The sequence below is a fragment of the Sciscionella sediminilitoris genome, from assembly GCF_000737195.2.
Classification (GTDB): Bacteria; Actinomycetota; Actinomycetes; order Mycobacteriales; family Pseudonocardiaceae; genus Sciscionella; species Sciscionella sediminilitoris.
This window is the reverse complement of the sequence record NZ_JALM01000038.1, coordinates 63,588-88,442: the sequence shown is the minus strand read 5'-3', so window position 1 is coordinate 88,442 and position 24,855 is coordinate 63,588. Positions and strand designations below refer to the sequence as shown.

The 24,855-nt window shown below is 69.9% G+C and carries 27 protein-coding genes; 15 read left to right on the top strand and 12 right to left on the bottom strand.

Translation table 11 applies throughout. The features are described from left to right. Positions 1-1,274 (bottom strand): MFS transporter (locus tag AD72_RS18495; RefSeq protein ID WP_031467786.1); only part of this gene is annotated, 1,274 nt, incomplete at its 3' end. 102 nt (positions 1,275-1,376) lie between these two features. Here AD72_RS18495 and AD72_RS18490 point away from each other — a divergent pair. After that, positions 1,377-1,958 carry a TetR/AcrR family transcriptional regulator gene (locus AD72_RS18490; RefSeq protein ID WP_031467785.1) on the top strand — a complete coding sequence of 194 codons (582 nt, stop codon included), beginning with the start codon at positions 1,377-1,379 and terminating at the stop codon, positions 1,956-1,958. Here the strand turns inward: AD72_RS18490 and AD72_RS18485 are convergent. After that, positions 1,955-2,704 (bottom strand): endonuclease I family protein, encoded by a 750-nt coding sequence (locus AD72_RS18485; RefSeq protein ID WP_031467784.1) that lies wholly within the window; start codon positions 2,702-2,704, stop codon positions 1,955-1,957. The two genes, AD72_RS18490 and AD72_RS18485, sit on opposite strands and share 4 nt — an antisense overlap. A 90-nt stretch (positions 2,705-2,794) precedes the next feature. Continuing rightward, positions 2,795-3,343, bottom strand: coding sequence for a TetR/AcrR family transcriptional regulator (locus AD72_RS18480; protein WP_031467783.1), 549 nt, complete (start codon positions 3,341-3,343; stop codon positions 2,795-2,797). A 121-nt stretch (positions 3,344-3,464) separates the two neighbouring features. Here AD72_RS18480 and AD72_RS18475 point away from each other — a divergent pair, with 121 nt between their 5' ends. The 3 genes from AD72_RS18475 (at position 3,465) to AD72_RS18465 (ending at position 5,562) form a co-directional block, all read left to right on the top strand. Next, positions 3,465-4,079 (top strand): DUF2867 domain-containing protein, encoded by a 615-nt coding sequence (locus AD72_RS18475; RefSeq protein ID WP_031467782.1) that lies wholly within the window; start codon positions 3,465-3,467, stop codon positions 4,077-4,079. Beyond that, positions 4,076-4,567, top strand: a complete 492-nt coding sequence (locus AD72_RS18470; RefSeq protein WP_051898757.1) for a hypothetical protein — start codon at positions 4,076-4,078, stop codon at positions 4,565-4,567. Before AD72_RS18475 ends, AD72_RS18470 begins: the two co-directional genes overlap by 4 nt. A 173-nt stretch (positions 4,568-4,740) precedes the next feature. Continuing rightward, a complete protein-coding gene (locus AD72_RS18465) occupies positions 4,741-5,562 on the top strand; it encodes a zinc-binding dehydrogenase (protein WP_082469016.1) in 822 nt (273 codons plus the stop codon). Between the two features lie 5 nt (positions 5,563-5,567). Here the strand turns inward: AD72_RS18465 and AD72_RS18460 are convergent, their stop codons facing one another. Then, positions 5,568-6,275: a metallophosphoesterase family protein gene (locus AD72_RS18460; protein ID WP_031467779.1), complete on the bottom strand. Its 708-nt coding sequence runs from the start codon at positions 6,273-6,275 to the stop codon at positions 5,568-5,570. 28 nt (positions 6,276-6,303) lie between these two features. Then, positions 6,304-8,367, bottom strand: a complete 2,064-nt coding sequence (locus AD72_RS18455) for a phosphocholine-specific phospholipase C (protein WP_031467778.1) — start codon at positions 8,365-8,367, stop codon at positions 6,304-6,306. 193 nt (positions 8,368-8,560) lie between these two features. Here AD72_RS18455 and thrS point away from each other — a divergent pair, with 193 nt between their 5' ends. Beyond that, complete coding sequence (gene thrS, locus AD72_RS18450; protein ID WP_037346346.1) at positions 8,561-10,588, top strand: threonine--tRNA ligase; 2,028 nt, start codon at positions 8,561-8,563, stop codon at positions 10,586-10,588. Then, complete coding sequence (locus AD72_RS18445) at positions 10,585-11,118, top strand: HIT family protein (protein ID WP_031467776.1); 534 nt, start codon at positions 10,585-10,587, stop codon at positions 11,116-11,118. The genes thrS and AD72_RS18445 overlap by 4 nt, the downstream gene beginning before the upstream one ends. An 82-nt stretch (positions 11,119-11,200) precedes the next feature. Here the strand turns inward: AD72_RS18445 and AD72_RS18440 are convergent, their stop codons facing one another. Beyond that, positions 11,201-11,743 (bottom strand): YceI family protein, encoded by a 543-nt coding sequence (locus AD72_RS18440; protein WP_031467775.1) that lies wholly within the window; start codon positions 11,741-11,743, stop codon positions 11,201-11,203. 99 nt (positions 11,744-11,842) lie between these two features. Here AD72_RS18440 and AD72_RS18435 point away from each other — a divergent pair, with 99 nt between their 5' ends. The 5 genes from AD72_RS18435 (at position 11,843) to AD72_RS18415 (ending at position 15,513) form a co-directional block, all read left to right on the top strand. Next, a complete protein-coding gene (locus AD72_RS18435; protein ID WP_031467774.1) occupies positions 11,843-12,334 on the top strand; it encodes a MarR family winged helix-turn-helix transcriptional regulator in 492 nt (163 codons plus the stop codon). Positions 12,335-12,422: 88 nt separating this feature from the next. Continuing rightward, entirely contained in the window at positions 12,423-13,022 is a 600-nt protein-coding gene (gene pgsA, locus AD72_RS18430) for a phosphatidylinositol phosphate synthase (protein WP_031467773.1), read from the top strand. A 12-nt stretch (positions 13,023-13,034) separates the two neighbouring features. Next, complete coding sequence (locus tag AD72_RS18425) at positions 13,035-13,874, top strand: phosphatidylinositol mannoside acyltransferase (RefSeq protein ID WP_031467772.1); 840 nt, start codon at positions 13,035-13,037, stop codon at positions 13,872-13,874. Then, positions 13,871-14,965, top strand: a complete 1,095-nt coding sequence (locus AD72_RS18420; protein ID WP_031467771.1) for a glycosyltransferase family 4 protein — start codon at positions 13,871-13,873, stop codon at positions 14,963-14,965. Before AD72_RS18425 ends, AD72_RS18420 begins: the two co-directional genes overlap by 4 nt. Further along, positions 14,962-15,513: a hypothetical protein gene (locus tag AD72_RS18415; protein ID WP_063890769.1), complete on the top strand. Its 552-nt coding sequence runs from the start codon at positions 14,962-14,964 to the stop codon at positions 15,511-15,513. Before AD72_RS18420 ends, AD72_RS18415 begins: the two co-directional genes overlap by 4 nt. On the opposite strand, the gene AD72_RS18410 is transcribed toward AD72_RS18415, so the two are convergent. Continuing rightward, the gene (locus tag AD72_RS18410) at positions 15,464-16,174 is read right to left on the bottom strand and encodes a FadR/GntR family transcriptional regulator (protein ID WP_051898755.1); all 711 of its coding nucleotides are present in this window, start codon (positions 16,172-16,174) and stop codon (positions 15,464-15,466) included. The genes AD72_RS18415 and AD72_RS18410 overlap by 50 nt on opposite strands. A gap of 38 nt (positions 16,175-16,212) precedes the next feature. On the opposite strand from AD72_RS18410, the gene AD72_RS18405 reads away from it, so the two are divergent. Further along, positions 16,213-17,604 (top strand): MFS transporter, encoded by a 1,392-nt coding sequence (locus AD72_RS18405; protein WP_031467768.1) that lies wholly within the window; start codon positions 16,213-16,215, stop codon positions 17,602-17,604. Here the strand turns inward: AD72_RS18405 and AD72_RS18400 are convergent. Genes AD72_RS18400 through AD72_RS18385 form a run of 4 tightly spaced genes read right to left on the bottom strand, consistent with a single transcriptional unit; the run spans position 17,601 to position 20,507 of the window. After that, the gene (locus tag AD72_RS18400; protein ID WP_031467767.1) at positions 17,601-18,896 is read right to left on the bottom strand and encodes a cytochrome P450; all 1,296 of its coding nucleotides are present in this window, start codon (positions 18,894-18,896) and stop codon (positions 17,601-17,603) included. The genes AD72_RS18405 and AD72_RS18400 overlap by 4 nt on opposite strands. 15 nt (positions 18,897-18,911) lie before the next feature. Beyond that, on the bottom strand, positions 18,912-19,565 hold the full coding sequence (locus AD72_RS18395; RefSeq protein WP_031467766.1) for an AAA family ATPase: 654 nt from the start codon (positions 19,563-19,565) through the stop codon (positions 18,912-18,914). Between the two features lie 12 nt (positions 19,566-19,577). Continuing rightward, positions 19,578-19,925 (bottom strand): TFIIB-type zinc ribbon-containing protein, encoded by a 348-nt coding sequence (locus AD72_RS18390; RefSeq protein ID WP_082469015.1) that lies wholly within the window; start codon positions 19,923-19,925, stop codon positions 19,578-19,580. A gap of 9 nt (positions 19,926-19,934) precedes the next feature. Further along, positions 19,935-20,507, bottom strand: a complete 573-nt coding sequence (locus AD72_RS18385; RefSeq protein WP_020495011.1) for a TetR/AcrR family transcriptional regulator — start codon at positions 20,505-20,507, stop codon at positions 19,935-19,937. A gap of 153 nt (positions 20,508-20,660) precedes the next feature. Between AD72_RS18385 and AD72_RS18380 the strand changes: the two genes are divergently transcribed. From AD72_RS18380 to egtD, 3 genes are read left to right on the top strand one after another with little or no spacing between them, the layout of a single operon-like run. After that, positions 20,661-21,860 (top strand): glutamate-cysteine ligase family protein, encoded by a 1,200-nt coding sequence (locus tag AD72_RS18380; protein ID WP_031467764.1) that lies wholly within the window; start codon positions 20,661-20,663, stop codon positions 21,858-21,860. A 38-nt stretch (positions 21,861-21,898) separates the two neighbouring features. Then, positions 21,899-23,194 carry an ergothioneine biosynthesis protein EgtB gene (gene egtB / locus AD72_RS18375; RefSeq protein WP_031467763.1) on the top strand — a complete coding sequence of 432 codons (1,296 nt, stop codon included), beginning with the start codon at positions 21,899-21,901 and terminating at the stop codon, positions 23,192-23,194. After that, a complete protein-coding gene (gene egtD, locus AD72_RS18370) occupies positions 23,191-24,156 on the top strand; it encodes an L-histidine N(alpha)-methyltransferase (RefSeq protein ID WP_051898753.1) in 966 nt (321 codons plus the stop codon). The genes egtB and egtD overlap by 4 nt, the downstream gene beginning before the upstream one ends. Here egtD and AD72_RS18365 read toward each other — a convergent pair. Beyond that, the gene (locus AD72_RS18365) at positions 24,089-24,790 is read right to left on the bottom strand and encodes a TetR/AcrR family transcriptional regulator (protein WP_063890768.1); all 702 of its coding nucleotides are present in this window, start codon (positions 24,788-24,790) and stop codon (positions 24,089-24,091) included. The two genes, egtD and AD72_RS18365, sit on opposite strands and share 68 nt — an antisense overlap. Positions 24,791-24,855 lie beyond the last annotated feature (65 nt).

Here is a 24,855-nt window from a genome sequence, read left to right as displayed (position 1 = left end):
CCCGCCGCGAGCACGGCGGGTGCCGCCTCGGCGGTGGTGAAGGTGATCGCGGACAGCGCCGCGATACCGAGGGCGCCGCCGAGTTGCTGGGTGGTGTTGACCAGTCCGGAGGCGAGCCCGGCGGTGCCGTCCCCGCCGAGTTCCGCGGTGGTCACGGTGACGACGCCGACCAGTGTGGTGCCGAGCCCGGCACCGGCGAGCAGAGCGGGTCCGAGCACATGGGCGAGGTAACCGCCGCCGGCCGGGAGCCGGGCGAACCACAGCAGCGCCGCGGCAATCAGGGTGAACCCGGTGATCAACGGTGCCCGGTGGCCGAACCGGTGGATGACCCGGGCGGCGAACCCCGCCACCAGCAGTACGGTCAGCGACATCGGCAGGTAGGCGAGCCCGGCCTGCAGTGGGCGATAGCCGAGAACTCGCTGCAGGTACAACGTGAGGAAGAAGAACAGGGCGAGCATGGCACCGGCGAGCAGCAGTCCGCAGGCGATACCGCCACCGACGGTGCGCAGCCGGAACACGTGCAGTGGTACCAGTGGCGCGCGGTGCCGCGATTCGATGACCAGGAAACCGGCGAGCAGAACGGCCGCACCGGCCAGGCAGCCGAGCGTGCTGCCGGAACCCCAGCCGGCCACGCGGGCCTGCGCGATGGCGAGGATCAGCAGTCCGAGCCCGCCGGTCGCGGTGATCGCCCCGAACGGATCGAGCGTCGCGCCCTTCGCCGATCGCGCGGCCGGCAGGAAGCGCGGACCGAGTACCGCGACGAGCAGGACCACCGGCACATTGAGCAGGAACACCCAGCGCCAGCTCAGCCAGGTGGTGAGTGCGCCGCCGAGGAGCATGCCCAGTGCCCCGGCCACACCGGAAAGTCCGCCCCACACACCGAAAGCGCGATGGCGTGCGGCCCCGGTGAACGTCACGGAGAGGATCGCCAGCGCCGCGGCCGACATGAACGCCGCGCCCGCGCCCTGCGCGATCCGCGCGCCCACCAGCGCACCCGGTGTCTCCGCGAACCCGCACACCAGGGAAGCGGTGCCGAAGACGGCGAGCCCGGTGAGGAATACGGCGCGGCGGGCGAACAGATCGGCGGCCCGCCCGCCGAGCAGCAACAGTCCGCCGAAGCTCACCAGGTAGGCGTTCACCACCCAGGGCAGGTTCGCCGCGGAGAACCCGAGACCGCGCTGGATCGAGGGCAGGGCGACATTGACGATCGTGTCGTCCAGCACGCACAGGAACTGCGCCGCGCACACCAGGACGAGCACCGCACGATGCGGCATCGGCACCTCTCGTCAGGAATAGGAATTCCGGTTCCGTTTTGCTCGCAGGAAGATACGGAACTATGCTTCCGCTTGTCAATCTCCGCTGATCAGGGGGCTCCGATGCCGGACGCCGAACGGCCGCTACGGGCGGATGCGCGCCGTAACCGCGAGCAGATCATGGCCACCGCCGGTGAACTGTTCGCCAGCCGGGGCAGGGCGGCCCAGATGGAGGAGATCGCCGCGCGGGCCGGGCTCGGTATGGGAACCCTGTACCGGCATTTCCCCAACAAGCAGGCGCTGCTGACCGCGATGGTGCGGGAGCGGTTCCAGGGCATGGCCGAACTCGCGCGGTCCGCCGAGGAGATCGCGGATCCGGGGGAGGCCTTCGAGGCGGTGCTGCGGGGTTACCTCGAAGCGGCCGAGGGGGATGCCGCGTTCCAGTTGGCGCTCATGGGGTCCACCGAACTGGAATGGGAGGACATCGAGGAGCAGAAAGCCGAATTCGGCGCGATCGTCACCCGCATCATCGAACGTGCGGTTTCCGAGGGCCGGATTCGCGCGGATCTCACCCTTCCGGATTTCCCGATGCTCGCCTCCGGTGTCATCTCCACGATGTATTTCCGGCCCGGCGGAAACACCGATTGGCGCCGCCATCTCGAGCTGTTGCTCGATGGCGTTCGCCGGACCGGGAATCCGGGCTAAGGCCAGATCGCCTTCACCCATTCCGGATGGTCGATGAACGGGTTTCGATTGTGCTGGTACTGATCGAAGATCACGTCGTTGCGGTGCTGTTCGAACTTGTCCGGCGGATCCTGCTCGCTCCACTGTTTGAGCACCGAAAGGCGCCCGATCGCCGGAGCGCTCCCGTTTCCGACCTTGTCGTTGGGTTCGAGATCGGGGGCGCCGTCACCGCCGTCGTACCGCACGGCCATGTAGAAGATCATGCGGGCCACGTCGCCTTTCACGGCGTCCCTCGGTTCGAATGAATCGTCGTCGGTGAAATTTCCCGGCGCGCCCTCGACCGCGTTTCCGCCCTTGTCGAAGTCCTTGTTCCCGCGCTCGCTGTTGACCTTGATGTCGGACGGGCGAAGGTGGTGGATATCGGTGCCCGGTCCGGGTGCGGTGCCGAAATCGCCGTGCGATTTCGCCCAGACGTGCTCGCGGTTCCATTCGCCGCCCGATGCGCTCACCGAACGACCGGTGTACAGCTCGATCACATCGGCCTGGTTGGCCGGATCCTGATCGGTTTTGGTGAGCGCGTCCTTGGCCTGGTCGTAGCTCAGGGTGTCCTGTTTGCTGATGATCGTGTGCAGCGCGGCCTTCAGTTCCGGGCCGGTTTTTCCCTCTGCGTCCTGGTAGTAGCCGTCCGGGGGAGCGGCGAGCGCGGGCGCGCTCAACCCCAGGATCGCGGCGGCCGACAGGCCCGCGAGGATGCGAAGACGGCGCATGGAAACCCCTCCCGAAACCGAACTTGGTTTGTCCGGTTGCACCCTCGCATCCGAACCGTCCCGTTCGGTACCGACGATCGGACGGGGCGATCAGCTGAACAGGTGCGCGCTGGCGAGTTCGAGTACCTCCGTGCGCGTGCGCTCACCGTGGTCGGCGGCGAGGAAGTGCTTGCCGACCGCGAGGGAGAAGGCGATCATGCTGCGCGCCTCGACCTCGTCCTCGTCCGAGCAGAAGGTGCGGAACTGGGAGCGGGCGTAGTCCATCCGGCGGTTGTCCACCCTGCGGAGGCGTTCGGCGACCGCCGGGTCCCGCCGGGCCCAGTCGCGCACCGCGAGATCGGTCGGCACCAGTTCCTCGGAGAAGGTGAGCATGCCCGCCCGGCGTACCTTGGCCTTCGCGTCCCCGCCCTCGGCCTCGACCTTGGCGAGCACCTCGTCGATGCTGTGCTGCTCCCAGGTGTCCAGCATCGCGTCGAGCAGCGCGCGGCGATCCTTGAAGTGCCAGTAGAAACTGCCCCGGCTGACGCCGAGTGTCTTCGCGAGCGGCTCGATCCGGACGGCGTCCGGGCCACTGCGCGCGAGCACTTCGAGGCCCGCCTTGATCCACGTGCCGGGCGGAGTCCTGCTCGGTGCCGCCATCAACCTGCTCCCGTTCCGCTCGTGCCTTCCTGGGTCGAGTATCGCCGCTCACGTCGATTGACGCGCCGGCCCCAGGGGTCCTATTCTCCCATCCATACAGAACTGTATGGATGGAGCGGCCATGAAACTCCCGCGCAGTGCGCACACCGGAATGCCGTGGCGGATCCACGAACTGACACGGGACTTCCGGCTCGAGGATGTCTGGGCGCTGCCGACCCCGGGAGCCAAGGGCGATCTCCACCTGCTCGCCGAGATGACCGCCTCGGGCGGGGATCGCGGCGCCGATTGGCCGCCGCTGATCCGCGCGCTCTGGGCGCTCCGGTGGAAACTCGGCGGTGCGCTCGGCTGGGACCGGGAACAGACCGGTCTCGGTGCCCGGGTGCCCTCGCTGCGCGAGCGGATGCCCGCGGATCTGCGGGATGCCCCGCGCTGCCCGGGATTCGCCACGTTGCCGTTCCGTTCCCTGTACCTGCTCGAGGACGAGTGGGCCGCGGAATTGGCGAATTCGACGGTGCACGCGGTCATGCACATCGGCTGGGTTCCGGACCGGACCGGCGAGGGTTACCACGCCCGGATGGCGGTGCTCGTCCGGCCGAACGGATTGCTCGGGCGGGCCTACATGGCCGCCATCGCACCGTTGCGGCACCTGCTCGTGTATCCGGCCATGATGTCCCGCATCGGGCGGGAATGGCGAAGGTTCACCAGTACACCGACAATGGAGAGGGGACGGTCATGACCGAATCCACGATCACCGGGCCGGCGCGGGACATCGAGGTACCGGAGCAGGTGCGGGCGCGCAGCGGGCTCGCCCGGTTCGACTACCAGAACGCCGTGTGCCTCGAATCCGCCGCCGCGGCCGACCGGACCGCGCTGCAGTGGATCCGCGCGATCCTCGAGGGCGCCGAGCCGGAGATGCGCGCGGGCCTGCGGAACGGATGGACCGGGCTCGGTGTCCGGCTCGGTCCGATTCCCTCCGACGAACACGTCTTCGGCTGGCGGATTGGGGAACGGAGCGCGGATGTCGTGCTGCTCGGCGCCGATACGGAGACCGGACTGCGACCCGAACTGTTCGTCCAGCGCACCGGAACCGGGGTGGTGTTCGGCTCTTTCATGCAGTTCGACACCGAGCGGGCGCGGGACGACTGGTCCGCGATGGTGGACCGGCACGCCCCGGTGATGCGCCGCCTTCTGGAATACGCCGTCGCCCGGGTGGAGACGACCTGAAGAATCGACCGGCGGACGCCCGGAAAGGAGTAGGTTGATCCGATGTGCTGGCTGCGGTGCTACATGCTCCCGGCCACCCGCTCGCGCTGGAACAGCGGCCCGAGCCGGTAGCGGCCGGAACGCAACGGGTCCTGGACGTCCGTGCCGCCGGGGTATGTCATTCGGACGTGCACATGGTCGATGGCCGGATCGGCGGGCCGTTGCCGAGAGTGCTCGGTCACGAGATCGCCGGGCGGCTGGCGGGAATCGGCGACGTCCTGGTTTATCCCGGCTGGTCCGACGGCACCTGCGAGTACTGCCTGCGCGGGCTCGAACAGTTGTGCACGGCCGTGGCGGAACCAGGCTGGGCGGTGGACGGTGGATTCGCCGAGCGGTTGCTGGTGCCGCACCCGAGGTTCCTGTTTCCGCTCGGTGGCCTCGATCCGGTGCGCGCCGCGCCGCTCGCGGACGCCGGGGTGACCGCGTATCGCGCCGTGCGCAGGCTGCTTCCCTGGCTCGTGGACCGGGCGAGCGTATTGGTGATCGGCGCGGGAGGTGTCGGGCAATTCGTGCTCCAGTATCTGAGGCTGTTCGCGAACCCCAGGATCGCCGTGCTGGAGCCGAGGGAACGGCAACGGCGTCGAGCGCTGGAATCGGGGGCGGATCAGGCCGGTGCCCCGGACGAGCCGGTACCGAAGGCGGATGTGGTGCTGGACCTTGTCGGCACCGATGCGACCTTGAGCAAGGCACTGGACCGGCTGCGCCCGACCGGCGCGCTCGCGATCCTCGGTGAGGGCGGCGGCCGGATCCGTCTCGGTTTCGACTCGATACCGCCCGAGGCGCACATCTTCTCCTCGTTGTGGGGAACCATCGAGGATCTGCGGGCGGTCCTGGACCTCGCGCAGCGCGGGGAGATCGACTGGAATGTCGAGACCGCGCCCCTGAGTGAGGTGAACGAAGCGCTCGATCGGGTCCGGAGCGGAGCCGTGGACGGTCGTATCGTGCTCGTTCCCTGAGCCGCTCAGGTTTCCCGGCCGTCCAACGGGGCGAAGGTCTCGTGGGCATCGGTATCGGTATTGCGCGCCCGCAGGTATTCCTCGACCCACGCGGCCACATCGGGAAAGCTGGACTCGGCGATGATCTCGGCGCAGGCGCGGTCGATGTCGTATTCCGTGCGGCGCAGGCTGATGTTGCCCCGGGAGAGCAGGGCCCAGTGCGCCCCGGTGCGGCCGTAGGGCATGCCGACACTGCCCGGGTTGATGATCTGGCGCCCGCAGGCATAGCGCACGAACGGCATGTGGGTGTGCCCGCACACCACCGTGTCCGGGGCGCCCTCCAGTACCTCGCGCCAGCGTGCCATGCGGGTGTCGGCGAGCACGACCTCCTCGTCGGAGCGCGGGGTTCCGTGGCAGAACAGCACCTCGCCGAACCCCTCGACCTCCAGGGTGACCGGATGGGGGAGCGCGGCGAGCATCGCGGTGTGTTCCGCGGGGAGCTGGGTGGCCGCCCATTCCCCGAGCCGGTCGGCGTTTCCCCGCACCCAGACCGCGCGATCACCCTCGGCGAGCAGGCGCTCCAGTACGGGCACCGGTTGCGGGCCCGCGGCGATGTCCCCGGTGAGCACGATCCGTTCGCAGGCGCGCACCTCGGGGTCGGCGAGCACGGCCTCGAGTGCGGGGAGCACTCCGTGGATGTCGGAGAGCACGGCGAGGTTGCGGATCGGGGCCATGGCACTCACGGTAACCCCGGAGCGCGGGCTATCCGCTGACGCTGGGCCGCCCATTCTCCACGTGGCCGGTCAGCCACACCCCGAACTCCGGATCCTCCGGGCAGCTCAGCCGTACCTCGTACCACCCGTCCTGGACCGGAACCGGGATCCGTCGGCTGGAACCAGCCGGGATCCGTGCGGTCTGCGTGCCCGCCGTGTAGCGGGTGCCGGTCATGCGCACCGTGCGGTCCGTACCGGCGCGCAGTTCGGCGAACGGGGCGGCGTTCTCGATCCGCAGCCCCGCCGCGATGCTGTCCGCGCCTCCCTTGGCGTCGAAGCGGAACCGGTTCGGGCCGAGCACGGTGATCCGGTAACGCTCGCGGGGAATGGGCAGCTCCACGGTCACGGTGCCGAGCACATCCACCGGGATCGGCTGCCCGGCCTCGCCTTCGTAGGCGAACACCAGGCAGGGCGCGGTTCGCTCGCCGGTGTTGCCGAGCTCGATCCGCAGTTTCCCCTCGACAACCTCGGCGCGCGCGGAACACTGGTAGGGCAGCGGCCGGGCGGGGCGCTTTCCTTGTTCCTGCACCGGTTGCGCCTGGTCGTCCGGTGGTTTCGGGGTCCAGCGGTCGATGGGCTCGGGTATCGGCCCGGGTTGCTCGGGACGGCGCGGCCGTGCGTTCGCGGTGAAGTCGAAGGCCGAGGTGAGGTCTCCGCAGACGGTGCGGCGCCATGCGCTGATATTGGGTTCGCGCACCCCGGTCCAGCGTTCGAGCAGGCGCAGCACGGAAGTGTGGTCGAAGACCTCGGAGTCGACGAAACCGCCGACCGTCCACGGCGACACGACGGTCATCGGCAGCCGGAATCCGAGCCCGATGGGTTTGCCGTCGTAGTAGTCCGGCCCGTTGCCCGACCGTGGCCTCGGTGGAACGGGCGGGGGCACGTGGTCGAAGTAGCCGTCGTTCTCGTCGAAGTTGAGCAGGATGGCGGTCCGGTCCCAGGTGTGCTGGTCGGCGGCGAACGCGTCGAGCACCTGGTAGATCAGGTTCGCGCTGCCCACCGGGGTGGAACTGCCCGGGTGTTCGGCGTACACCGCGGGTGCCACGATCCAGGTCACCTTGGGCAGGGTGCGCGCCCGGATGTCCGCGCGGATGCGTTCGACGAGGGTGTCGGGTTCACTGCGGTACATCGCGCGGTCGAACAGGCTCCGCTGCGGTTCGGGCAGTGCGGCGCGCGCCGCCGCGAGCTGACCGAGCAGTTTCTCCCGCTGTGCGGCGGATTTTCCGGGCAGCGATTCGTAGAATTCCTCGGTGGTGCGGTAGTTCCCGTCCACGGCGGAGAGCAGCGTGTCACCGATCTTCTTGAACGGGCGGAAGTATTCCACCGCGTTGTCGGTGAAGTTGTCCCACTCCTGGTAGATCCGCCAGCTGACCCCGGCCGCCTCGAGGCGTTCTGGATAGGTGGTCCAGGTGTAGCCGGGATGGTTCTTGTCGTACGCGTCGTTGTCCACCGCGCGCTTCCGGCTGCCCGGCTCGGTGCCCACCATCCCGCTCCACAGGTAGGTGCGGTTCGGGTTGGTGGAGCCGAAGATCGAGCAGTGGTAGGCATCGCAGACTGTGAAGGTGTCGGCGAGCTCGTACTGCATCCCGATGTCCCGGCGCTCGTAGTAGGTCATGGTGGCCGCGCCCTTGGCCGCGATCCACCCGTCGCACCAGCCCTTCGCGTGGGCCGCGGAACTGCCCGTCCAGCTGTGGTCCAGGGAATCGAGGTACTGGATGTCGGAGTCCGGACGGCCTTCCCGCTCGGCGCCCGCGCGCAGCGCGAAGGGGAGCACCCGCTTGCCCGAGGGGCCCGGCTGGGACCACACCGGTTCGCCGTCGGGCAGCTCGATCGCGGTGGCATCGCCGAATCCGCGCACCCCGCGCAGCCGCCCGAAGTAGTGGTCGAAGGCACGGTTCTCCTGCATGAACACCACGATGTGCCCGATCGCGTCGAGGCCGTCGCGACGGGGTGCCTGTGCGGCGATCGCGCGGTGTACCGAGGGCGGGAGCAGCGAGGCGGCGGCGCCGGATGCGGCGAGTCCGAGCAGGCCGCGGCGGGTGAGTTCGGTCATGAGCGGCGGTCCTTCCCGGGCATCGCAGCGAGCGCCGGCGAGTGAGCAGCGCTGGGAGGGCCGCATCGGGCCAGCACGGTCATAGCCGCCATCTCAGCACGAGCGGATGACCAGTGGGTGAAATCCGGTGGTAAGGCGAGCGGACCCGGCCATTAGCATGAGGCGGGTACCTACCCATTCCGAAGGAGTCACCGTGAGTGTCCAGCCAGCAGCCGCCGTGTCCGCACCCAGCGTGAAGGTGCCGGCGGGCACTACCGCTGGTGCCGCGGTACGGGAAGCGGAATTACCGACCAAGGGCGCCGAGGCGATCGTGGTCGTGCGCGATGCCGAGGGCACGCTGCGCGATCTGGCCTGGGCTCCCGAGCAGGACGCCGAGGTCGAGGCGGTGGCCGCGGACACCGAGGACGGGCGCAGCGTGATCCGGCACTCCTGCGCGCACGTGCTCGCCCAGGCGGTGCAGCAGCTGCGCCCGGACGCGAAGCTCGGCATCGGCCCGCCGGTCAAGGACGGCTTCTACTACGACTTCGACGTCGCCGAGCCGTTCACCCCGGAAGACCTCGAAGCGCTCGAGAAGAGCATGCGCAAGATCATCAAGGGCGCGCAGCGGTTCTCCCGGCGCCGCTACGACTCTCTGGAGGCCGCTCGCGAGGAACTGGCCGGTGAGCCGTACAAGCTCGAGCTCGTCGACCTCAAGGGCGATGTGGACACCGACGAGGTGATGGAGGTCGGTGGCGGCGAGCTGACCGCCTACGACAACCTCGATCCGCGCAGCGGGGAACGGATCTGGGGGGATCTGTGCCGCGGCCCGCATCTGCCGACCACCAAGCACATCCCGGCGTTCAAACTGACCAGGGCGGCGGCCGCGTACTGGCGGGGCAATGAGAACAACCCGCAGCTGCAGCGGATCTACGGCACCGCATGGGAATCGGCCGAGGCCCAGGACGCCTACCTGGAGCGGCTCGCCGAGGCACAGCGGCGCGACCACCGCAGGATCGGCGCCGAGCTGGACCTGTTCTCCTTCCCGGACGAGATCGGTTCCGGTCTCCCGGTGTTCCACCCCAAGGGCGGCATCATCCGCCGGGAACTGGAGAACTACTCGCGCCAGCGGCACGAGCAGGCGGGCTACGAATTCGTGAACAGCCCGCACATCAGCAAGGAGGACCTGTTCCTCACCTCGGGGCACCTGCCCTACTACGCGGACACGATGTTCCCGCCGATTCCCTTCGAGGACAGCAACTACTACCTCAAGGCGATGAACTGCCCGATGCACCACCTGATCTTCCGCTCGCGCGGGAGGTCCTACCGGGAGCTGCCGCTGCGGCTGTTCGAGTTCGGCACGGTGTACCGCTACGAGAAATCCGGCGTGGTGCACGGGCTGACCAGGGTGCGCGGGCTGACCATGGACGACTCGCACATCTACTGCACCAAGGAGCAGATGCCCGGTGAGCTGCGTTCGCTGCTGAGCTTCGTGCTGGACCTGCTCGCCGACTACGGTCTCTCCGATTTCTACCTCGAACTGTCCACACGGGACGATTCGCCGAAGTTCATCGGTGAGGACTCGCAGTGGGAGGAGGCCACCGAGGCGCTGCGTGAGGCCGCGCTCGACTCCGGGCTCGAACTGGTGCCCGATCCCGGTGGCGCCGCCTACTACGGGCCGAAGATCTCGGTGCAGGCCAAGGATGCGATCGGCCGCTCCTGGCAGATGTCCACCATCCAGGTCGACTTCAACCACCCGAAGCGGTTCGAGCTGGAGTACACCGCGGGGGACGGCACCCGGCAGCAGCCGGTGGTCCTGCACCGCGCGCTGTTCGGTTCGATCGAACGGTTCTTCGGCGTACTCACCGAGCACTACGCCGGGGCGTTCCCCGCATGGCTGGCCCCGGTGCAGGTGGTCGGCATCCCGATCGCCGACGAGCACGCCGCGCACCTGCACGAGGTCGCGGATGCGTTGCGCGCCAAGGGAATCCGGGTCGAGGTCGACGAGTCCGACGACCGCATGCAGAAGAAGATCCGCACGCACACCACGCAGAAGGTGCCCTTCCTGCTGCTCGCCGGGGGCAAGGATGTCGAGGCGGGCGCGGTCTCGTTCCGGTTCCGGGACGGCACCCAGATCAACGGAGTCCCCGTCGCCGAGGCGGTGCGGGTGATCGAGGACTGGGTGCGCCGAAGGGAGAACGACTCGCCGAGCGAGGAGAACGTGCGGGCGGCTGGTGGCCTGTGAGTTCGTTCGAGGAGCAGGACGGCGTCGGGATCCCGGACGCGCTGCAACGACTGTGGACCCCGCACCGGATGTCCTACATCGCGGGCGAGACCAAGCCGGACAGCGCCGGGGCGCCCGAATGCCCGTTCTGCCGCCTCGTCGCGCTCTCCGATGAGGACGCGCTGATCGTGGCACGCGGGGACTCGGTGTACGCGGTGCTCAACCTGTACCCGTACAACCCGGGCCACCTGCTGATCCTGCCGTACCGGCACATCGCCGACTACACCGAGCTCACCGCGGCCGAAACGGTCGAGCTCGCCGAGTTCACCCAGCACGCCATGCGGGTCGGCCGCGCGGTCTCGGCGCCGCACGGGTTCAACATCGGGATGAACCAGGGCAGCATCGCGGGCGCGGGCATCGCCGCCCACCTGCATCAGCACATCGTGCCGCGCTGGGGCGGCGATGCGAACTTCATGCCGGTCGTCGGGCACACCAAGGTGCTGCCGCAACTGCTCGGTGAGACCCGGCAACTTCTCGCCGACGCCTGGTGAGTTCGAGAGATCTCGGGCCGGTGCGGGTGGCGGCGCCCATTGCCCGGTGGGGAAAGCAACACCGGCGCCGGGCGCCTGTCACTCACTTGCGCAGCAGGGCCTCGATGTCGAGCTCGATGGTGATCTTGTCGCCGAGCACGCCGGTCGGCACGTTCGCGGCGACCTCGAAGTCCGAGCGCTTGATCTCGGTGCGCGCGGAGATCCCGATGACGGTGCTGCCCTCGGCGAGGCCGTCCCCGATGCCGCCGAACTCCGCGGCCAGGGTGACCGGCTTGGTGACGCCGCGGACGGTGAGCTCGCCGTCGATCGCGTAGTCCTCGCCGTCGGCGCGGATCCCGGTGGAGGTGAAGCTCAGCGACTCGTGCTTCTCGGCGTTCAGGAAGTCCTCGGCCTTGATGTGCGTGTCCCGGTCGGCGTTGCCGGTGTCCACGCTCGCGGTGGCGATGGTCGCGGTGACCGAGGAGTCCTCGACCCGCTCACCGGTGGTGATGCTGCCGCTGACCTCGTCGAACCGGCCGCGGACCTTGGAGACGCCCAGGTGCCGGACGGTGAAGCTGATGTTCGAGTGAGTGGCGTCGATGTCCCAGGTGCCGGTGATGTAACCGGGGATGGTCGGTGCGCTCATGCGGTGTTCCTCCATAAGTCGGATCTCGGTCGGGTTGTTTGAGCCTTCAACAAGATCCTACCCAAGACAAATTGAACGTTCAACTAGTAAGATGGGGCTATGTCCGAGGTACGCTGGCTCAGCGATGAGGAGCAGGCGGTCTGGCGGAGCTATCTGGCCGCCACCACCATGCTCCGCGAGCATATCGAACGGCGCCTGCAGCGGGATGCGCAGATGCCCCAGACCTACTACGAGGTGCTGGTCGCATTGTCCGAGGCGCCGGATATGAAGCTGCGGATGAGCGAGCTCGCGGACGCCAGCCGATCCTCGCGCAGCAAGCTCTCGCACGCGGTGAACCGGATGGAGCGCTCCGGCTGGATCAGCCGGGATGACTGCGATGTGGACCGCAGGGGCAGCTGGGCCCGGCTGACCGAGAAGGGGTTCGCGGTGATCCACGCCGCGGCCCCGGACCATGTGACGACGGTGCGTGAAGCCCTGTTCGATGTGCTGACCCCGGAGCAGGTGCGCCAACTCGGTGAGATCAGCGCGGCGATCGCGGGCAACCTGGCGGGCGAGTGCGCGAAGGTACGTGCGGAAGAGGGCACCCTTTAGCTCACACACGGTGCACGCGCCGGGCGAGATAGGCTGATCTGGTTACCACGAAGCCGGTTACCGTATGGAGTAGTTGGACGCCCCGCTCATGCTCAACGTGCTTGCCCGCGCCCCGATCGCGAAGCTGACCGATCCGGTCGCGCATTGGCTCGTTGACCGCGGTGCCACCCCGAACGTGATCACCGTGGTCGGCTCGGTGTGCTCGTGCGCGGCCGCGCTGTGGTTCTTCCCGCACGGTCAGCTGGTGCTCGGTGCCCTCGTGGTGGCCGTGTTCCTGCTGTTCGATCTGCTCGACGGGGCGATGGCGCGGGTGGCGGGGGCGACCGCCTTCGGCGCGGTGCTCGACGCCAGCTGTGACCGCCTGGTCGATGCTGTGCTGTTCGGATCACTGACCTGGTGGGCCTTCGTGATCGAGGGGGACCACTGGCTCGGGCTCGCCGCGCTCATCGGGGGCTCCTGTGCGCAGGTGATCTCCTACATCAAGGCGCGCGCCGAGGCGAACGGCCTGGAAGCCGATGGTGGCCTCGCCGAGCGCGCGGAGCGGTTCATCCTCGCCCTCGTCGGGGTGGGACTGTACGGGCTCGGGGTGCCCTATGCCGCACATGCCGGTCTCGGCCTGCTCGCCCTGCTCGCCGTGTTCACCATCGGGCAGCGGCTGACCTCGCTGTACCGCTCGGCGAGCAACTGAGGCAGCGGGCGGATGAAGGAGCGACTGGCCGCAGCGGGATACGCCACGGCATGGGCGGGCACTCCACTGCTGCCCGCGCGGATCGGGGACCGCGTCTATCGGCTCGGCGCCGATGCGGCGGTCGCGCGGCAGACCGCCGGGGTGCGGCAGCTGCGCGCGAATCTGGCACGGGTGGCCGGTCCGCGGGCCGATCTGGACGCGCTGGTGCGCGCGGGGATGCGCTCCTACGCGCGCTATTGGCGGGAGCTGTTCGGCCTTGCCGGGATGGATCATCCGCGGTTGGCGCACCTCGTCGAACTCGGCGTGCGCGGGCGCGCCAACCTCGATGCGGCGCTCGCGGGCGGCCGCGGTGTCGTGCTCGCCCTTCCGCACGCCGGAAACTGGGACATCGCCGGGCTGTGGCTGGCCAGCAGGTACGGCCGGTTCACCGCGTTCGCCCATCGGCTGCGCCCGGACTCGCTCTACCGGCGCTTCGTGCGGGCCCGCGCCGCGCTCGGCATCGACATCGCCCCCGGGCCGCGCGCCCTCTACGAACGACTGTGCGCCGGCGGGATCGTCTGCCTCATCGCGGACCGGGACCTGAACGGCGGCGGGCTCGAGGTGGACTTCTTCGGGGCCCGGTCACGGTTCCCGACCGGACCGGCGCGGCTGGCGCGGGCCACCGGTGCCGCGCTGCTGCCCGCGGGCTGCTGGTTCACCCCGTCCGGTTGGGGCGTGCGCATCCATCCGCCGCTGCCGGTCACCGACACCACGGTGGCGACCCAGACGCTGGCCGACCGGCTCGCCGGGGAGATCGCGGCGCACCCGCAGGATTGGCACATGCTCGGCAGACCGTGGCACGGTGCGTCATGAGGATCGGCATGGTGTGCCCATACTCGCTCGCGGTGCCCGGCGGGGTGCAGGCACACGTGCTCGCCCTCGCCACGGCGCTGCGCGGATTCGGTCACACGGTCGAGGTACTGGCTCCCGCCGCGGGGCAGGAGGAATCGGTCACCTCGGCCGGTCGCGCGTTCGCGGTGCCGTACAACGGTTCCATCGCGCGGCTGGCCTTCGGTCCGGGTAGCTACGCGCGGGTGCGATCGTGGCTCGCCGAGCATTCCTTCGATGTGCTGCACGTGCACGAGCCCGCGGCGCCGAGCGTGTCCATGCTCGCGCTGCTGCTGGCCGACTGCCCGGTCGTGGCGACCTTCCACGCCGGACCGCGCCGCTCGCTCGCGCTGCGCGGGGCCGCTCCGGTGCTGCGTCCGCTGCTGGAGAAGGTCACCGCGCGGATCGCCGTCTCCGAATGCGCGCGCCGGGTGCAGGCGGGCAATCTCGGGCTGGACGCGGTGGAGATCGGCAACGGGGTGGATGTGCCGCTGTTCGCCGGACAGCGCGGCGCCGACGGGGTCACGGTCGGTTTCGCCGGGCGGTTCGACGAATCGCGTAAGGGATTCCGGGTGCTGCTCACCGCGCTGCGCGAGCTCGCGGCCGAGACCGACAAGCTGCGCCTGCTCGTGGTCGGGGGCGGGGATCGGCGGGCGGCGCGCCGGTTCGCCGGGCCCGCGCTCGCCGAGCGGATCGAGTTCCTCGGCGTGGTGGACGAACCGGCCAAGGCGCGGGCACTGCGGGCCATGGATGTGTTCTGCGCGCCGCATCTCGGCGGGGAATCCTTCGGCATGGTGCTCGTGGAGGCGATGGCCGCGGGAACCCCGGTCGTGGCGAGCGAACTCGAGGCCTTCCGCGCAGTCGCCGGGGGAGCGGCGGAGTTCGTGCCACCTGGTGAACCGGAAGCGCTCGCCGCGGCGCTGCGCGGGCTGCTCGCCGATGCGCGGCGGCGTGCCGAGCTCGGTGCGGTGGGCACGGAGCGGGCCGCCGTGTTCGACTGGCCGGTGGTGGCCGCGGCCGTCGAACGGGTCTACGACACCGCGATCGCCGCCCATCCCATGCGGGCGGCGGCATGACGCTGGCCATCCTGATCGTCGGCGCGCTGCTGCTGGTGGTGCTCGGCACGGTGCTCGTGATCGGCACCGCGCACCGGCTGGACCGGCTGCACATTCGCACCGACGCCGCTCGCGCCGGGCTCTCCGCCGCACTCGGCCGCCGGGCCGCGGTCGCCAGGGTGAGCGGGCTCGGCGTGCGGACACTCGCCGACGAGGCCGAGCACGCCAGTACGGAAGGCCGCGCGGATGCCGAGGACCGGCTCACCGCGGCACTGGACGAGCTCGACCCGCGCGGACTGCCCGAGGAGGTCGCGGGGGAACTCGCGGATGCCCAGATCCGGGTGGTGTTCGCCTGCCGGGTCTACAACGACGCCGTCCGGGACACCCGCGCGCTGCGGGCCCGCCTGCTGGTGCGGGTGCTGCATCTGGCGGGCACCGCGCCGCTTCCCCGGTACTTCGTGATCACCGAGCCCGCGATCGACACCCCGCAGGCGCGGTTCGACGAGGCGGCGGCCGAGTTCAGCCCGGATCGCCGGACCGGGCGGCGCCGGACTGATCGAGGGCGTTGATCGCGCACTCCACCATGGCCCGCGCGCTCGCCCTGGCCAGTTCGGCGTCCCCGATCCGGATCGCGTCGAACACCGTCTGGTGTGATTCGTACCCGCAGGTCGGCACCGTCGTGTCGGCGTGCACCGTGCGCAGGCTCGCCTCCAGGCGCACCACGAAGTACCGGTAGAGCTCGAGCAGCAGCGGATTTCCCGCCGCCTGCACGATCGCCAGGTGGAACTCGGCATCGGCACTGGCGAATCCCTCGACGTCGGCGCGGTCGTCCTCGGCCCGGTTGCGCGCCTCGAGCAGCCCGCGCAGCCGGTCGAGGTCTGTCTCGGTGCGCCGGTTCGCCGCGAGACCGGCGGCTTGCACGTCATAGGCCAGCTGCACCTCGTAGATCTCCCGCACTTCCGCGGTGTCCAGGCTGGACAGGATCGCTTCCGGGCTCGCCGTGCTGCGCACATAGGTCCCCGAACCGCGGCGTGCCTCCAGCATGCCGAGATTGGTCAGGCCCCGGATCGCCTCGCGCAGCAAGGGCCGGGAGACATCGAGTTCCCCGGCGAGCACCAGCTCACCCGGGATGCGGGTGCCGATCGGCCAGCGCCCGCTGTCCAGCTCGGCGCGCAGCCGTTCGGTCACCTTGGTCAGCGTCGTCGTCTTGTCGATCGGATCGAGGGCCACGGTGGACAGCCTAGCGCAGTTCCGGCAGAATCGGACAGATGTCAGACAAGTTAGGATCGTGGGGCGAACTGTTCGGGCGGCGCTATCTCGGCGTGCTCGTGGTCCTCGCCGGCGGGGTCGCGCTCTACGCGACGAATGTGTACCTGACCACCAGCCTGCTGCCCTCGGCGATCGAGGAGATCGGCGGCGCCCGGTTCTACGCCTGGGCGACCACGATCTTCCTGCTGCCCTCGGTCGCCGCCGCGGTGCTCGTCTCCCGGTTGCTCGCGGCGACCACGCACCGGGGCGCGTATCTGCTCGCGATCGGGTTGTTCACGCTCGGCTGTGCGATCGCCTCGGTCGCACCGGACATGGGGGTGCTGCTGGCCGGGCGCGCCGTGCAGGGCGCGGGCGGCGGGCTGCTCGCCGGGCTGGCCTACGCGCTGCTGCGGGTGACCCTGCCGGAGCGGTTGTGGGCCAGGGGTTCCGCGCTCATCTCCACGATGTGGGCGGTGGGCACCTTCCTCGGCCCGGTGCTCGGCGGGTTGTGGGCCCAGTTCGGCCTCTGGCGCGGCGGGTTCGTCTGTCTCGGGGTGCTCTCGCTGATCGTGCTCGCGTTCACCCCGAAGGCGCTCGGGCAGGGGCGGACCGCGGCCGAGGCGGAGCGGTTCCCGGTGGCCGGGCTGCTGCTGGTGGCCGGATCCGCGCTCGTGGTGAGCGTGGCCGGACTGTTCGGCAGCCCACTGGTCAGCGCCATCGGTGTCGTTCTCGGACTGGTGCTGATCGCGGTGTTCGTCGTGGTGGACCGCCGTGGACCGGTCGGGGTGCTCCCGGGGTCCACCTTCGCGCGCGGTTCCCGGCTGCGCTGGCTCTACGCCACGATCGCGCTGCTGGCCATCGGTTCCACGACCGAGCAGTTCGTGCCGCTGTTCGGTCAGCACCTCGCGGGGCTCGGGGCGCTCGCGGCCGGTTTCCTCGGTGCCGCGCTCGCCTTCGGCTGGACCGCTGGCGAGGTGCCCAGTGCCAACGCCGCGCGGGAGACACGGGTGCGCAGGCTGATCGTGCTCGGGCCCGCGGTGCTCGCGCTCGGGCTCGCCGCCAGTGCGGTGTTCGCCCCGGGAGGTGTGCTCGTGCCGCTGGTGATCGCCCTGCTGCTCGCGGGCGCCGGGATCGGCATCGCCTGGCCGCACGTGACGAGCGTGGCGATGGGCGCGGTCGGGGAAAGCGAGGGCGGCAAGGCGGCGGCCGGGATCAACACCGTGCAGCTGCTCGCCAACGCCTTCGGTGCGGCGCTGACCGGCCTTCTGGTCAACCTCGCCGGTGCGGACATCCCGCTCGCCGCGGGCCTGATGTTCGGCGTGGTCGCGGTGATCGGGGTGCTCGGTGTGGGGACCGCGGTCGCCGGGGTCCGCCGATCCCGGGCTCCCGAACCGGAACCGGTCGCTCCCTAGGCGATCACCGTGGCGCGCGGGCCGGTCGTCATGGGCAGCGAGGCGATCCCGCGCAGCACCCTGGTCGGGCGCCTGCGTGGTTCGGCGACCGCGGCGAGACCGGGGAAGCGGGCGACCAGTTCGCGCAGTGCGATCTCGCCCTCCATCCGGGCGAGCCCCGCGCCAAGGCAGAAGTGCGCGCCACCGGAGAACGACAGATGCTCGCGCGCGTTCTCCCGGGTGATGTCGAACCGGTGCGGATCGGTGAACACCCGCGGATCCCGGTTCGCGGCGCCGAGCAGCACGCCGAGCAGCGCGCCCTTGCGCAGCGGCACCCCGCCCACTTCGGTGTCCGCCGCGGGGGTCCGCGCGGTCTGCTGCACGGGGGAGTCGTAGCGCAGGATCTCCTCCACGGCATTGCCCGCCCGTTCGGGTTCGGCCTGCAGCAGGCGCAGTTGTCCGGGGTGGCGCAGCAGTGCGAGAATGCCGTTGCCGATGAGGTTGCGCGTGGTTTCGAAGCCCGCGCCGAGCAGCAGCCCGGCCGTCGCGGTGAGGTCGCGCTCACTGAACTCCTCGTCGTGCGCGACGAGCCCGCTGACCACGTCCTCGCCCGGATCGGTCCGCCGCTTGCCGAGCAGCTCGGTGAAGTAGGCGGTCATCGCGCGCCCGACCGAGTCCACCTCGCGCAGCTGGCCGAGGGTGCGCACCCCGTCGATGGTGGAGCCGAGTACCTGGCCCCAGTACGCGAAGTCGGCGTGCCGTTCGTCGTCCACGCCGAGCAGATCGCAGATCACCCTGATCGGGACCCGGGTGGCGAAATCGCTGATCAGATCGAACCGTTCGCGGGTGGCCAGCTCGTCGAGGAATTCTCGCACGGTCGCCTCGATGCGCTCGGCCCTGCTGCGCAGAGCCCGCGGGGTGAACCAGGGCGAGACCACCCGGCGCAGCCTGGTGTGCTCGGGCGGGTTCATGGCCAGCAGCGAGTGGTCGACCGGGTGGGCGATCTCCCGCTCGTCCCAGGAGCCCGGATGGAAGACCTCCGGGGGAATAACCCGCCAGTCGCCGTCCCGCAGGATCGAGCTGCACACCGCGTGATCGGCGGTGACCGCCAAACCGACCCGGCTGGTGCACACCGGGCCCCTGGACCGGATCCGCTCGTACTCCGGATACGGATCGGACAGCGGGGGCTCGCGGAACACCCGCGCGCAGGGATCGCCGAAAAATGCCGCGGTGCGCAGGATCGTGGACTGCACGGTGAGTTGGGCGAACGGTTTGAGCTCATCTTTGCGGGGCAACGCTGACCGGTTCGGCATAGGCCGAGAATGCTCTTACATACCGGTGGTACGCAAGGTTTTCTCGCCGAGTACCGCACGCGCCCACGCGGTCACCGCACACACCGTCTCCTCCAGTGGTGCGGTCGTGGTGTCCAGCAACCGGACGGGTGGATCCATCGTGGCCGCCTCCGCGCGGAGCCAGTCGTTGAACGCGCAGGTCTCGGCGATCCGCGGTTCGTCCCACTGCCGCCACGCGGGCCGGTCCCGCAGTCGCCGGGCGAGCACGGTGTTCTCCGCGGTCAGCGCGCAGTAGTGGATCCCGGAGAACAGCGCACGCTCGGGCAGCGGTTCGAACTCCGGGGGAACTACGGTGCCGCACAACAACACCGGGCGGCCGCTCTGGTGCAGCATCGCGGCCATCCGCAGCCAGGTGCGCCGGAACCGGGGATGTCCCGGCTCGTCCTCGGCCAGTTCGGGGTGCCAGAGCACGTCCTGTTCGGCGAGCACGAGCCGCTCGGCCAGGTTCGCCACGAGCGCGGGCCCGACCGTGGACTTGCCCGCCCCGCTCGGCCCGGTCAGGGCGAGCAGTGGCAGCCTGCGGAACGCGCGCCTGCGCCAGCACCGGTCACAGCGCAGCATTCCGCTCTCCTCGGCCAGTGGCCGTTCGGCGCGCTGCCCGCAGTACGGGCAGATCAGCGGATCGAGCACCGAGGGCAGCCCTCAGTCGAACAGCTGCTCGAGGAAGCCGCGCTTGCGTCGCCCGTGGTGACCGTACGGACGCGGGGAATCGCGGTATCCACCGTGATAGGGCCGCGGCGAATCCCGGTAGCCGCCCCGGTAGGGCTGGGGCGAGTCGCGGTAACCGTGCTGGGCGTGCGGCGGCATCCCGGGCGCGGCGTGCGGTGGCTGGTACGGCGGCGGGCTCGCGTAGAAGGAGCGCTCGGCGCTGGCGATCTGCTCGAGCTCACCGCGGTCGAGGAAGATCCCGTGGCAGCCGTCGCACTGCTCGATGTGCACGCCGCTCTTGTCGAGCGTGCGCATTACGTTCTGACATTTCGGACAAATCACTGCACCAGCTTAGCGGTGCCGGCGCACACTCTGCTCGACAAGATCGAGTACCGGCCCGAGATGTTCCGCGGGCAGACCCATGGCCAGGTGCGAGACCAGCCCCTCGAGCACCAGTTCCAGGTACGAGGTCAGCACGTCCACGTCGATGTCGTCGCGCAGCTTGCCCGCGTCGCGCTGGCGGCGCAGGCGCATCCGGGTGGCCTCGGTGAGCGGCTGCGAACGCTGTGCCCACCGTTCCCGGAACTCCGGATCGGTGCGCAACCGCCTGGACACCTCGAGCCGGGTGCCGAGCCAGTCGGCCGGGGTGTCGCTCTGCGCGGAGAGCAGATCGTGCATCACCTGCACGAGGCCCTGGTCGGCGACCACATCGGCCATGCGGGCGGCGTCCTGCTCGGCGAGGGCGAGGAACAGCGATTCCTTGTCCTTGAAGTGATGGAAGATCGCGCCCCGGGACAGGCCGGTCGCCTCCTCGAGCCTGCGCACCGTGGCGCCCTCGTAGCCGAACCGCGCGAAACAACCGCGCGCGCCATCGAGGATTTGCCGCCTGCGCGCGGCGAGGTGATCCTGGCTTACCCGTGGCACCGGACCATCGTCCCAGGATCGCCCGCAGGTTCGCAAACCGTACGTACGGCTCGGCAAGTTCTGTCCCCGGGTTGGTGCGCTTGGCCCATGGAATTGTCGGACCCCCTCGGTAGCTTCCGTAGTGAGGGCCGGATCCCGCCGAGGAGGGGCACCATGATCAGTCCGGACACGCGACCGAGAGCTCTGCGCACCCGCGCCGAGGCCGAAGCATACGTGGCCTCGATCTGTTTCAAACACGGGCCGCCGCGAAGGTACGGCCTCGAACTGGAATGGACGGTGCACCACGCGGAGGATCCGGCCGCGGCACTCGATCCCGCGAGGCTGCGCGCCGCGCTCGGCGAATCCGCCCCGGCCACCCTGTCGCCGGGCGGCCCGGCGCGGCCCCTGCCCTCGGGATGTCAGGTCACCGTGGAACCGGGCGGGCAGGTCGAGCTCTCCTCGCCGGCCGAGGACTCGGTGACCGCGCTGTTCGCCGCGCTCTCCGCGGATTTCGCGGAACTCGGCCGCCGATGTACCGACGCCGGGCTGGTGCTCGGCGAATACGGCCTCGACCCCTACCGCCCGGCGCGCAGGCTGCTGCGCACCCCGCGCTATGCGGCGATGGAAGCGGCCTTCGAGCCGTTCGGCGGCGACGGAAAACGGATGATGTGTTCCACGGCGGGCGTGCAGGTCTGCGTGGACATGGGGGAACGGGACCGGGTGGAACGGCGCTGGGAGTGCGCGCACGCGATGGGCCCGGCGCTGTGCGCGCTGTTCGGCAACACCGCCCCGGGGGCCGATGCGGTGTCCGGGCGCCAGCTGGTGGTGTTCGGCAGCGATCCGGTGCGGATGCGTCCCGCCGAAGTGGGCGCGGATCCCGCGATGGCCTGGGCGCACCGGGTCCTGGAAGCCCCGGTGATGTGCGTGCGCTCGCTCGGTGACCGGTGGATCCCGCCGCGCCCGCTCAGTTTCGCCGCCTGGATCGACGGGGCGCTCGAACCGCTGCCGACCACCGATGATCTCGACTATCACCTCAGCACGATGTTCCCGCCGGTGCGCCCGCACGGATATCTGGAACTGCGCTATATCGACGCCCAGGCGGGCAGCGGCTGGCTCGCCCCAGCCCTGCTGCTGATCGCGCTACTCGGCACGGACACCTACACCGAGCGGGCGCTCGAGGCGGCCCGGCCCGCGGCGGGGATGTGGCTGGACGGGGCGCGCAGCGGGCTCGCCGATCCGGTGATCGCCGAGGCCGCCGCCGGGCTGGTCGCCATCGGCGCCGAAGCGATCGAGCACACCGATATCGAGGAAAACGTTGCGGCACAAGTGATCGAGCAGCTGCGGCAGCGGCTGAACACCTTCGTGGCCGGCTGAGACCGAGTATCCGAACCAGAACCGAGGCAGGGTAAGCCATGAACCTGAGCACCGAACAGTTCCGGGAAGACATCGCCACCCGGCTGCGCCGCGCCCGCGAGCGCAGCACCGTACTCACCGACATCGAGGACGCCGAGCTCACCACGCAGCACTCCACGCTGATGTCGCCGCTGGTCTGGGACCTCGCGCACATCGGAAACCAGGAGGAGCTGTGGCTGCTGCGCGATGTCGGCGGCCGGGAACCCGTGCGTGCGGATATCGACGAGCTCTACAACGCCTTCGAACATCCCCGCGCCGCACGGCCGAGCCTTCCGCTGCTCGGCCCGGACGAGGCGCGCGGCTACGTCCGCGAGGTGCGGGCGAAGGTGCTGGATGTGCTCGAGCACGTGCCGTTCGAGGGCAGCGATCTGCACAGCGGCGGGTTCGCCTTCGGCATGATCATCCAGCACGAACAGCAGCACGACGAGACCATGCTCGCAACCCACCAGCTGCGCTCCGGTGGACCGGTGCTGCGCGCCGAACCCGCGCCGCGGGGTTCGGCTACCCCGGGCGAGGTGCTTGTCGAAGCGGGCCCGTTCGAGATGGGGACCTCGGTGGATCCGTGGTCGCTGGACAACGAACGGCCCGCGCACCGGGTGTGGGTGGACACCTTCGCGATCGACCGGTTTCCGGTCACCTGCGGGGAATACCGGCGGTTCGTCGAGGACGGCGGATACCGGGATCCGCGGTGGTGGAGCGAACGTGGCTGGGCGCACCGGTGCGCGGAGGACCTGACCGCGCCCGCGTTCTGGTTCCGCGATTCCGGCACTTGGCTGCGCAGGCGGTTCGGCGAGGTCGAACCGGTCCCGGCGGAGGAACCCGTGGTGCACGTGTGTTTCTTCGAGGCGCAGGCCTACGCGCGGTGGGCGGGCAAGCGGCTGCCGACCGAGGCCGAATGGGAGAAGGCGGCCCGGTGGGATCCGCGTTCCGGGCGCAGCACCCGGTTCCCGTGGGGGGACGCGGAACCGGGCACCGAGCACGCCAACCTCGGCCAGCGCCACCTTTCCCCGGCCGGGATCGGCGCCTACCCGGACGGCGAATCGCACTATGGGGTCGCGCAGCTGATCGGGGACGTCTGGGAGTGGTGCGACAGCGATTTCGCGCCCTATCCGGAATTCCGAGTCATGCCCTACAAGGAGTACTCCGCCCCGTTCTTCGGCGGGGACTACAAGATGCTGCGCGGCGGCTCCTTCGGCACCGATGTGGCCGCGATGCGATCCACCTTCCGCAACTGGGATCACCCGATCCGCAGGCAGATCTTCTCCGGATTCCGGCTCGCGAGGAGCGTGGCATGACCGAGATCGAGAACCGGCTCCCCGCCGACCACTTCGACCGCGCCCTCGCCGCCGATGTGCGCGCCGGACTGTCCGCGCGGCCGAAAACCCTGCCGCCCAAATGGTTCTACGACGCCGAGGGCAGCAGGCTGTTCGAGCGGATCACCGAACTGGCCGAGTACTACCCGACCCGGGCCGAGGCCGAGATCCTGCGCACGCGTGCCGCCGAGCTCGCCGGACTGACCGGGGCGCGCACCCTGGTCGAGCTCGGTTCCGGATCGAGCGAGAAGACCAGGCTGCTGCTCGACGCGCTCGGCGAACACGGCAGCCTGCGCGAATTCGTGCCGCTGGATGTCTCCGAATCCGCGCTGCGCGAGGCCGCGGAGAAGATCGCGATCGACTATCCCGGTCTCGGCGTGCACGGGGTGGTCGGGGACTTCGCCACCGACCTCGGCGGGCTGCCCGGCGCCGCCCCGCGGATGCTGGTGTTCCTCGGCGGCACCATCGGCAACCTGGAACCGCCCGCACGCGCGGAATTCCTCGCCGGGCTGCGCTCCGTGCTCGAACCGGGGGAGTGGCTGCTACTCGGGACCGATCTGGTCAAGGACCCGGCCGTGCTGGTGCCCGCCTATGCCGATGCCGCCGGGGTGACCGCCGAGTTCAACCGCAATGTGCTGCGGGTGGTGAACCGCGAACTCGGTGCGGACTTCGAGCCGGAATCCTTCGAGCATCACGCGGTGTGGGACCCGGATCGGGAGTGGATCGAGATGCGGCTGCGCGCACGGCGCCCGATGCGGGTGCGGATCGCCGGGCTCGGCCTCGACGTGGAGTTCGCCGAGGGCGAGGAACTGCGCACCGAGGTCTCGGCGAAGTTCCGGCGGGCCGGGATCGAGGCGGAGCTCGGCGCGGCCGGATTCACTCCGGTCCGGTATTGGACGGATCGGGAGCAGCGGTTCGCGGTGACCCTGGCGCGGCGTGCCTGAGTTCGCGGTCGAAGCCGCCGAGCCCGTTCTCCAGAAGGTGGAACGCGTGTTCGGCGGCGCGCACCGCGTCCGGATAGACCTCGTCCGGGGTCTCGCCCTCGGTGATGCGCCGGACGTTCTCGCCGACCACCACCTCCTGGGCGCTCAGGATCTGGGCGGCGACCAGGAAAGCCGAGAACCGTGAGCTGCCTTCCTCCATGAGCGCCTCGGCGAGCAACCGCCGGGTTTCCATCTGCTGCGCGTAGTAGCGCACGGCCAGCTGTGGGGTGTTCCGGACCAGCTGCTGGATCCGCAGTACGACCGGATTGTCGTTGAGCCCGGTGAACGGCTGACGCTCGTCGAGTGCGGTGCGCAGATAGTCCCGCATCGCGGCGTGCACGCTGACCTCGCTTGGGCGCTCCCGCACGACCGCGGCCGGTTCGCGCTGATGGTGCTCGCCCGCGCCGAGGATCAGATCCTCCTTGATCCCGAAGTAGTTGAACACCGTCTTCTTCGACACCTCGGCCGCTTCGGCGATCTCGGCCACCGAGACGTTGTCGAAGCCGTGCTCCTCGAACAGCTCGAGAGCGGTGAGGATCAGGCGGCTTCGTGTCGCGTCCTTCTTGCGCTGGCGCAGTCCCGGCTTACCGTCCATGGCATGACTCTACCCCAGGGAGATTTATACTCTCCGAATAAATTTACACCTGGTGAAGGTTTGTG